Here is a 7,557-nt window from a genome sequence, read left to right as displayed (position 1 = left end):
GGGTTCGGTGAAGCCGCACACGAAGTTCAAGGCCGAGGCGTACATCCTGACGAAGGAGGAGGGCGGGCGCCACACGCCGTTCTTCACCAACTACCGTCCGCAGTTCTACTTCCGGACGACGGACGTGACGGGGGTGTGCCAGCTGCCCGAGGGCACCGAGATGGTGATGCCGGGCGACAACGTGACGATGGACGTGACGCTGATCGTGCCGGTGGCGATGGAGGAGAAGCTGCGCTTCGCCATCCGCGAGGGCGGCCGCACCGTCGGCGCCGGCGTCGTCGCCTCCATCACCGAGTAAGCGTCCAGGCGCTTCCACGAGCGGACAGGTGACGGGGCGGGCCTCGTGCCCGCCCCATCCCGTCGCGAGGTAGACATCACATGAACGGCCAGAACATCCGTATTCGCCTGAAGGCGTTCGATCATCGCATCTTGGATTCGTCGACCCGCGAGATCGTCTCGACGGCGAAGCGGACCGGGGCGACCGTGCGCGGGCCCATCCCGCTGCCGACCCGGATCGAGCGCTTCACCGTCAACCGCTCGCCCCACATCGACAAGAAGTCGCGCGAGCAGTTCGAGATGCGCACCCATAAGCGCGTGCTCGACATCGTCGATCCGACGCCTCAGACCGTGGACGCGCTGATGAAGCTCGACCTCGCCGCCGGCGTCGACGTGGAGATCAAGCTCTAGGCGATCCTCAGGGATCGCTTGGAGCTTCACTAGGCTGCGCGGGGGAGAACCATGCGCTCAGGAGTCATCGCACAGAAGGTCGGCATGACCCGCGTCTTCACGGACGCCGGCGAGCATGTTCCGGTCACGGTGCTCAAGGTCGATCAGTGCCAGGTGGTTGCCCACCGCACGATCGAGAAGAACGGCTACGTCGCGCTCCAGGTTGGCGTCGGCAAGGCCAAGGTCAAGAACGTGACGAAGGCCCAGCGTGGCCATTTCGCGGTCGCGAAAGTCGAGCCGAAGCGCAAGCTGGCCGAGTTCCGCGTCACCGAGGACGCGATCATCCCGGTCGGCGCGGAGATCACCGCGGACCACTTCCTGGCGGGTCAGTTCGTCGACGTGACGGGCACGACCACCGGTAAGGGTTTCGCCGGCGGCATGAAGCGTTGGAACTTCGGCGGCCTGCGCGCCACGCACGGCGTGTCGATCTCGCACCGTTCGATCGGTTCGACCGGCGGCCGTCAGGACCCGGGCAAGACCTTCAAGAACAAGAAGATGCCGGGCCATCTCGGTGTCGAGCGGGTCACGACCCAGAACCTGCGCGTCGTGCGCACCGATGTCGAGCGCGGCCTGATCCTGGTCGAGGGTTCGGTCCCGGGCGTCGACGGCGGCTGGATCTTCGTCCGTGACGCCGTGAAGCGCAAGCTTCCGGCCGACGTGCCGATGCCGGGCAAGTTCCGCGAGCAGAATGCGGCTCCGGCTGAGGCCCAGGTCGAGGCTCCCGCGGCTCCGGCCACCGAGGAGAACGCGTGATGAAGTTCGAGATCACCACGCTCGATGGTGCCGAGGCCGGCTCGGTCGAGCTCGACGAGGCCATCTTCGGCCTCGAGCCCCGGGCCGACCTGCTGCAGCGCTGCGTCCGCTGGCAGCTCGCCAAGCGTCAGGCTGGTACCCACCAGACCAAGCAGCGCGGCGAGATCGCCCGCACGACCAAGAAGCTGTATAAGCAGAAGGGCACCGGTAACGCGCGTCACGGCGCGGCTTCGGCGCCGCAGTTCCGCGGCGGCGCCCGCGCCCACGGCCCGGTCACCCGCTCGCACGCCCACGACCTTCCCAAGAAGGTCCGGGCGCTCGCGCTCCGCCACGCTCTCTCGGCCAAGGTCAAGAGCGCCGAGCTGATTGTCATGGACGACGCCCGCCTCGAGGAGGGCAAGACCAAGGCGCTCAAGGAGCGTTTCGGCAAGCTGTCGCTCTCGAACGCCCTGATCATCGGCGGCGCCGAGCTCGACCAGAACTTCGCCCGTGCGGCCCGCAACCTGCCGCAGATCGACGTCCTGCCGGTGCAGGGCATCAACGTCTACGACATCCTGCGCCGCGAGAAGCTCGTGCTGACCCGCGCCGCCGTCGATGCGCTGGAGGCGCGATTCAAATGAGCGCTGATCCGCGCCACTACGACGTGATCGTCTCCCCGGTCATCACCGAGAAGGCGACGAACCTCTCGGAGCTCAACAAGGTTGTGTTCCGGGTGGCCCCGAAGGCGACCAAGCCGCAGATCAAGGAAGCGGTCGAGAAGCTGTTCGAGGTCAAGGTGAAGAGCGTCAACACGCTCGTCACCAAGGGCAAGACCAAGATGTTCCGCGGTCAGCGCGGCCAGCGTTCGGACGTGAAGAAGGCGATCGTCACCCTCGAAGAGGGCCAGACCATCGACGTCACGACCGGGCTCTGAGGGGAACGGCGTAAGGGAACAAGCCAATGGCTTTGAAGACATTCAAGCCGGTCACGCCGAGCCTTCGCCAGCTCGTGATCGTCGACCGTTCGGAGCTCTACAAGGGCAAGCCGGTCAAGTCGCTGACGGTGGGCAAGTCGTCCACCGGCGGCCGCAACAACCTCGGCCGCATCACAGTGCGGTTCCGAGGCGGCGGTCACAAGCGGACGTTGCGCAACATCGACTTCAAGCGGCGTGAGCACGCCGGCAAGGTCGGCACCGTCGAGCGGATCGAGTACGATCCCAACCGCACGGCGTTCATCGCGCTGGTGTCGTACGAGGGTGGAGCGCAGAGCTACATCCTGGCGCCGCAGCGCGTGAAGGCCGGCGACCGGGTGGTCTCGGGCGAGCAGGTCGACATCAAGCCGGGCAATGCCATGCCGCTCGGCAACATGCCGGTCGGCACGATCGTGCACAACGTCGAGCTGAAGATCGGAAAGGGCGGGGCGATCGCCCGGTCCGCGGGCAACTACGCCCAGATCGTCGGCCGCGACCAGGGTTACGTCACGCTGCGCCTGAACTCTGGCGAGCAGCGCCTGGTGCACGGCCAGTGCTACGCCACGGTGGGCGCGGTCTCGAACCCCGACCACATGAACATCTCGCTCGGCAAGGCGGGCCGCAACCGCTGGCTCGGCAAGCGCCCGCACAACCGCGGTGTCGCGATGAATCCGATCGACCACCCGCACGGCGGCGGCGAGGGTCGCACCTCGGGCGGTCGTCATCCGGTCACACCGTGGGGTATCCCCACGAAGGGCAAGAAGACCCGCTCGAACAAGCGCACCGACACGTTCATCGTGTCGAGCCGCCACAACCGCAAGAAGTAAGGGCTTCGTCCCATGGCACGTTCAATCTGGAAGGGGCCGTTCATCGACGGCTACCTCCTCAAGAAGGCGGACGCCGCGCGCGGCGCGAGCCGCAACGAGGTGATCAAGATCTGGAGCCGTCGCTCTACGATCCTTCCGCATTTCGTTGGTCTGACCTTCGGGGTCTACAACGGGCAGAAGCACATTCCGGTCTACGTCTCCGAGGAGATGGTCGGGCACAAGTTCGGCGAGTTCTCGCCGACCCGCACCTTCCACGGTCACGCGGCCGACAAGAAGGCGAAGAGGCGCTAAGATGGGCAAGGCAGCAGCACCCCGCGCGCTCCCCGAGAACGAGGCCAAGGCCGTGGCGCGCATGCTGCGCGTCAGCCCGCAGAAGCTGAACCTCGTGGCTCAGCTGATCCGGGGCAAGAAGGTCTCTACCGCGCTCGCCGACCTGCAGTTCTCGCGCAAGCGGATCGCGGTCGACGTCCGCAAGTGCCTCGAGAGCGCGATCGCCAACGCCGAGAACAACCACGACCTGGACGTGGACGATCTCGTCGTGAAGGAGGCCTATGTCGGCAAGGCGCTCGTCCTGAAGCGCTTCCACGCCCGCGCCCGCGGCCGTGGCGCCCGCATCCTGAAGCCGTTCGCGAACCTCACCATCGTGGTGCGCGAAGTCCCGGCCGAGGCGGCCTGAGGAGGGATCGATGGGTCAGAAAGTCAATCCGATCGGTCTCCGTCTCGGCATCAACCGGACCTGGGACTCGCGCTGGTACGCCAACAAGGGCGAGTACGCTCGCCTGATGCATGAGGACGTCGCGATCCGCAAAGCGCTGCTCAAGCAGCTCAAGCAGGCCGCGGTCTCCAAGATCGTCATCGAGCGTCCGCACAAGAAGTGCCGCGTCACCATCCACTCGGGCCGTCCGGGCGTGGTGATCGGCAAGAAGGGCGCGGACATCGAGAAGCTGCGCAAGCTGGTCAACTCGATGACCAAGGCCGACGTGACGATCAACATCGTCGAGGTGCGCAAGCCCGAGATCGACGCCACCCTGGTGGCCGACTCGATCGCCCAGCAGCTCGAGCGCCGCGTCGCCTTCCGTCGCGCCATGAAGCGTGCCGTGCAGTCGGCGATGCGTCTCGGCGCCGAGGGCATCCGCATCAACTGCTCCGGTCGCCTCGGCGGCGCCGAGATCGCCCGGCTCGAATGGTACCGCGAGGGCCGCGTGCCCCTGCACACCCTGCGCGCCGACGTCGATTACGGCACGGCCACGGCGTTCACCACCTACGGCACCTGCGGCATCAAGGTGTGGGTGTTCAAGGGCGAGATCCTCGAGCACGACCCGATGGCCCAGGACAAGCGCGCGCACGAGGAGGGCGGCCGTTCCGGCGGACGTCGTGACCGCGAGCGCGGCGAGCGCGGCGGACGGGACGCGGCCTAAGGGCCGCGCTTCCCCCGCCCTTCAGTTTTGAGAGGCTGCCATGCTGCAACCCAAGAAGACGAAGTTCCGCAAGCAGTTCAAGGGCCGCATCCACGGCGCCGCGAAGGGCGGGACCGACCTGAATTTCGGCGCCTACGGCCTCAAGGCCATGGAGCCGGAGCGGATCACCGCGCGTCAGATCGAGGCGGCCCGCCGTGCGATCACCCGCGAGATGAAGCGTCAGGGCCGGGTCTGGATCCGGATCTTCCCCGACGTCCCCGTGACCGCGAAGCCGACCGAAGTCCGCATGGGCTCCGGCAAGGGTGCGCCCGAATACTGGGCGGCCCGCGTGCATCCGGGTCGCATCATGTTCGAGATCGACGGCGTGGCCGAGGACATCGCCCGCGAGGCGCTGCGCCTGGGTGCCGCCAAGCTGCCGGTCCGCACGCGCTTCATCCAGCGCATCGCCGACTGAGGAGAATATTCGAGATGAAGTCGAGCCAGAGGCTGTCTGACCTGAGCGCGCTGTCGCCGGATCAGCTCGGCGAAGAGCTCCTGAACCTGAAGAAGGAGCAGTTCAACCTGCGCTTCCAGCGGGCCACGGGTCAGCTCGAGAACGTCGCCCGGGTGCGCGAAGTGCGCCGCGACATCGCCCGCGTCCGCACCCTGCAGCGCCAGAAGACGCTGCAGGCGGCGCAGGGCTAAGGGAGTCAATACCATGCCGAAGCGCGTGCTGCAGGGCGTCGTCGTCAGCGACAAGCAGGACAAGACCATCGTCGTGAAGGTGGAGCGTCGCTTCACCCACCCGGTGATGAAGAAGACCATCCGTCGGTCGAAGAACTACCACGCCCACGACGAGAACAACGTGGCCAAGGTCGGCCAGCAGGTGTTCATCGAGGAGTCGCGGCCCTATTCCAAGCTCAAGACCTGGAAGCTGGTCGAGGGCGAGGCCGTCGCGACCGCCGAGGCGTAAGGCGGGGCGCCCTCGCGGCGTCCCCCACGCCCGGCGGGGGGCCGAAGCGGCTGTCGTTGCTCCGGCCCCTTGTCGGGACGGAGCGCCTTTTGCCGCTCCGACTCCTTGCCAACGAGGTCGATCCGGTGTAATCGGCCGACCTCCACCGAAACATGAGGGGCGTGTGACGCGCTCCTCATCGCGTTCGTTGACCGCGCCAGAGCGAGTGATCGCCCTGCTGCGCGGTCTTTTAATGGACGGGGACGCGAGATCCCCATCAGGCTGCCGTCCGCCGGGCAATCCTGCCCTCCGGAGACCTGCCTGAAACAAGGAAAGGGCGTTAGGCCGTGATCCAGATGCAGACGAATCTGGACGTCGCCGACAATTCCGGCGCACGTCGCGTGATGTGCATCAAGGTGCTCGGCGGTTCCAAGCGCAAGTATGCCGGTGTCGGCGACATCATCGTGGTGTCGGTGAAGGAGGCGATTCCGCGGGGCCGCGTGAAGAAGGGCGACGTCATGAAGGCGGTCGTCGTTCGTACCGCCAAGGATGTCCGTCGGGCCGACGGTTCGGTGATCCGCTTCGACCGCAACGCGGCGGTGCTGATCAACAACCAGAAGGAGCCGGTCGGAACCCGTATCTTCGGGCCCGTGCCGCGTGAGCTGCGCGCTCGCAATCACATGAAGATCATCTCGCTGGCGCCGGAGGTGCTGTAATGGCTGCGAAGGTGAAGAAGGGCGACAAGGTCGTCGTCCTGACCGGCCGCGACAAGGGTCGCACCGGCGAGGTCATCCAGGTGATGCCGAAGGAAGACCGCGCCCTGGTCCGGGGGATCAACCTGGTGAAGCGCCATACGCGCCAGACCCAGACCTCCGAGGGCGGGATCATCTCCAAGGAGGCGGCGATCCACCTGTCGAACCTGGCGGTCGCCGACCCCAAGGACGGCAAGCCCACCCGGGTTGGTTTTCGCATTCTGGAAGACGGGCGCAAGGTTCGCTTCGCGAAGCGCTCGGGAGATCTGATCGATGGCTGAGGCGCTGAAGGACGGCTACACGCCGCGGCTGAAGAAGCACTACGAGGAAGTGGTGCGTCCGAAGCTGATCGAGGAGTTCGGCTACACCAACCCGATGCAGGTGCCGTCGATCGAGAAGATCGTCGTCAACATGGGTGTCGGCGAGTCGACCCAGGACTCCAAGAAGGCCACCGTGGCGGCCGAGGATCTCGGCCTGATCGTCGGCCAGAAGCCGGTCATCACCCGGGCCCGCAAGGCGATCGCGACCTTCAAGGTCCGCGAGAACATGCCGATCGGCTGCAAGGTCACGCTGCGCAAGCAGCGGATGTACGAGTTCATGGACCGCCTGATCACCATCGCGCTGCCGCGCGTGCGTGACTTCCGCGGCCTGAACCCGAAGTCGTTCGACGGCCGCGGCAACTACGCCCTCGGGATCAAGGAGCACCTGGTGTTCCCCGAGATCAACTACGACAAGGCCCAGAACACCTGGGGCATGGACATCGTCGTGGCGACCACCGCCAAGACCGATGCCGAGGCCCGGGCGCTCCTGAAGCACTTCAACTTCCCGTTCCGGCAGTGAGGGCTCGCCGCCCCCATACGCGGACACTGGAGAGCTAGAACATGGCTAAGACGAGCAAGATCGAGAAGAACAAGCAGCGGCGGGAGCTCGTGAAGCGCTACGCGCCGAAGCGCGAAGCGCTGCTGGCGACCGCCAACGACGAATCGCTGTCGATGGAGGAGCGCTTCGAGGCGCGCCTCAAGCTGGCGGAGTTGCCCCGCAACTCCAGCGCGACCCGCATCCGCAACCGCTGCGAGATGACCGGCCGTCCCCGGGCTTACTACCGCAAGCTCGGCATCTCCCGCGTCGCCCTGCGCGACCTGGGATCCCGGGGTCTGATCCCGGGCCTGGTCAAGTCCAGCTGGTAAGGGGAGGGCGCCAC

At 66.4% G+C, this 7,557-nt stretch carries 15 protein-coding genes and 1 pseudogene; all 16 read left to right on the top strand.

Features of this window, described 5'->3' with window-relative positions:
- A pseudogene (tuf, locus tag G4G93_RS17040) lies at positions 1–298 on the top strand (elongation factor Tu); the annotation flags it as partial.
- A gap of 80 nt (positions 299–378) precedes the next feature.
- On the top strand, positions 379–687 hold the full coding sequence (gene rpsJ, locus G4G93_RS17035) for a 30S ribosomal protein S10 (protein WP_048465591.1): 309 nt from the start codon (positions 379–381) through the stop codon (positions 685–687).
- 51 nt (positions 688–738) lie between these two features.
- Positions 739–1,479, top strand: coding sequence for a 50S ribosomal protein L3 (rplC, locus tag G4G93_RS17030; protein ID WP_165085708.1), 741 nt, complete (start codon positions 739–741; stop codon positions 1,477–1,479).
- The gene (gene rplD, locus G4G93_RS17025) at positions 1,479–2,099 is read left to right on the top strand and encodes a 50S ribosomal protein L4 (RefSeq protein WP_048465593.1); all 621 of its coding nucleotides are present in this window, start codon (positions 1,479–1,481) and stop codon (positions 2,097–2,099) included. The genes rplC and rplD overlap by 1 nt, the downstream gene beginning before the upstream one ends.
- The gene (locus G4G93_RS17020; RefSeq protein ID WP_099905692.1) at positions 2,096–2,392 is read left to right on the top strand and encodes a 50S ribosomal protein L23; all 297 of its coding nucleotides are present in this window, start codon (positions 2,096–2,098) and stop codon (positions 2,390–2,392) included. The genes rplD and G4G93_RS17020 overlap by 4 nt, the downstream gene beginning before the upstream one ends.
- A 26-nt stretch (positions 2,393–2,418) precedes the next feature.
- Positions 2,419–3,255 (top strand): 50S ribosomal protein L2, encoded by an 837-nt coding sequence (gene rplB, locus G4G93_RS17015; protein ID WP_165085707.1) that lies wholly within the window; start codon positions 2,419–2,421, stop codon positions 3,253–3,255.
- 12 nt (positions 3,256–3,267) lie between these two features.
- Positions 3,268–3,546, top strand: a complete 279-nt coding sequence (rpsS, locus tag G4G93_RS17010; protein ID WP_048425817.1) for a 30S ribosomal protein S19 — start codon at positions 3,268–3,270, stop codon at positions 3,544–3,546.
- 1 nt (position 3,547) lies between these two features.
- Complete coding sequence (gene rplV, locus G4G93_RS17005) at positions 3,548–3,931, top strand: 50S ribosomal protein L22 (RefSeq protein ID WP_048431916.1); 384 nt, start codon at positions 3,548–3,550, stop codon at positions 3,929–3,931.
- Positions 3,932–3,941: 10 nt separating this feature from the next.
- Positions 3,942–4,673, top strand: a complete 732-nt coding sequence (gene rpsC / locus G4G93_RS17000) for a 30S ribosomal protein S3 (RefSeq protein ID WP_048431917.1) — start codon at positions 3,942–3,944, stop codon at positions 4,671–4,673.
- A 40-nt stretch (positions 4,674–4,713) separates the two neighbouring features.
- A complete protein-coding gene (rplP, locus tag G4G93_RS16995) occupies positions 4,714–5,127 on the top strand; it encodes a 50S ribosomal protein L16 (RefSeq protein ID WP_109960472.1) in 414 nt (137 codons plus the stop codon).
- Positions 5,128–5,141: 14 nt separating this feature from the next.
- Positions 5,142–5,357 (top strand): 50S ribosomal protein L29, encoded by a 216-nt coding sequence (gene rpmC, locus G4G93_RS16990; RefSeq protein WP_048425821.1) that lies wholly within the window; start codon positions 5,142–5,144, stop codon positions 5,355–5,357.
- A 13-nt stretch (positions 5,358–5,370) separates the two neighbouring features.
- Positions 5,371–5,625 (top strand): 30S ribosomal protein S17, encoded by a 255-nt coding sequence (gene rpsQ, locus G4G93_RS16985; protein ID WP_099905698.1) that lies wholly within the window; start codon positions 5,371–5,373, stop codon positions 5,623–5,625.
- A 326-nt stretch (positions 5,626–5,951) separates the two neighbouring features.
- Positions 5,952–6,320: a 50S ribosomal protein L14 gene (gene rplN / locus G4G93_RS16980; RefSeq protein ID WP_048431919.1), complete on the top strand. Its 369-nt coding sequence runs from the start codon at positions 5,952–5,954 to the stop codon at positions 6,318–6,320.
- Positions 6,320–6,637: a 50S ribosomal protein L24 gene (gene rplX / locus G4G93_RS16975; RefSeq protein ID WP_048425824.1), complete on the top strand. Its 318-nt coding sequence runs from the start codon at positions 6,320–6,322 to the stop codon at positions 6,635–6,637. The genes rplN and rplX overlap by 1 nt, the downstream gene beginning before the upstream one ends.
- A complete protein-coding gene (gene rplE, locus G4G93_RS16970) occupies positions 6,630–7,196 on the top strand; it encodes a 50S ribosomal protein L5 (RefSeq protein WP_165085705.1) in 567 nt (188 codons plus the stop codon). Before rplX ends, rplE begins: the two co-directional genes overlap by 8 nt.
- A gap of 41 nt (positions 7,197–7,237) precedes the next feature.
- Positions 7,238–7,543 (top strand): 30S ribosomal protein S14, encoded by a 306-nt coding sequence (gene rpsN, locus G4G93_RS16965; protein WP_165085704.1) that lies wholly within the window; start codon positions 7,238–7,240, stop codon positions 7,541–7,543.
- Positions 7,544–7,557 lie beyond the last annotated feature (14 nt).

The organism is Methylobacterium sp. DB0501, from assembly GCF_011043735.1.
In the GTDB taxonomy this organism is placed as follows: Bacteria; Pseudomonadota; Alphaproteobacteria; order Rhizobiales; family Beijerinckiaceae; genus Methylobacterium; species Methylobacterium alsaeris.
The sequence above is the reverse complement of the archived record's forward strand: the minus strand, read 5'-3'. Positions and strand labels throughout refer to the sequence as shown.

Excerpts from the sequence above, each read along its gene's own strand:
- rpmC (WP_048425821.1), top strand. The coding sequence starts at position 5,142 with ATGAAGTCGAGCCAGAGGCTGTCTGACCTGAGCGCGCTGTCGCCGGAT.
- rpsN (WP_165085704.1), top strand. The coding sequence starts at position 7,238 with ATGGCTAAGACGAGCAAGATCGAGAAGAACAAGCAGCGGCGGGAGCTC.
- rplP (WP_109960472.1), top strand. The coding sequence starts at position 4,714 with ATGCTGCAACCCAAGAAGACGAAGTTCCGCAAGCAGTTCAAGGGCCGC.
- rplX (WP_048425824.1), top strand. The coding sequence starts at position 6,320 with ATGGCTGCGAAGGTGAAGAAGGGCGACAAGGTCGTCGTCCTGACCGGC.
- rplC (WP_165085708.1), top strand. The coding sequence starts at position 739 with ATGCGCTCAGGAGTCATCGCACAGAAGGTCGGCATGACCCGCGTCTTC.
- rpsJ (WP_048465591.1), top strand. The coding sequence starts at position 379 with ATGAACGGCCAGAACATCCGTATTCGCCTGAAGGCGTTCGATCATCGC.
- rplE (WP_165085705.1), top strand. The coding sequence starts at position 6,630 with ATGGCTGAGGCGCTGAAGGACGGCTACACGCCGCGGCTGAAGAAGCAC.
- rpsC (WP_048431917.1), top strand. The coding sequence starts at position 3,942 with ATGGGTCAGAAAGTCAATCCGATCGGTCTCCGTCTCGGCATCAACCGG.
- rplV (WP_048431916.1), top strand. The coding sequence starts at position 3,548 with ATGGGCAAGGCAGCAGCACCCCGCGCGCTCCCCGAGAACGAGGCCAAG.
- rplB (WP_165085707.1), top strand. The coding sequence starts at position 2,419 with ATGGCTTTGAAGACATTCAAGCCGGTCACGCCGAGCCTTCGCCAGCTC.
- rpsS (WP_048425817.1), top strand. The coding sequence starts at position 3,268 with ATGGCACGTTCAATCTGGAAGGGGCCGTTCATCGACGGCTACCTCCTC.
- G4G93_RS17020 (WP_099905692.1), top strand. The coding sequence starts at position 2,096 with ATGAGCGCTGATCCGCGCCACTACGACGTGATCGTCTCCCCGGTCATC.
- rplD (WP_048465593.1), top strand. The coding sequence starts at position 1,479 with ATGAAGTTCGAGATCACCACGCTCGATGGTGCCGAGGCCGGCTCGGTC.
- rpsQ (WP_099905698.1), top strand. The coding sequence starts at position 5,371 with ATGCCGAAGCGCGTGCTGCAGGGCGTCGTCGTCAGCGACAAGCAGGAC.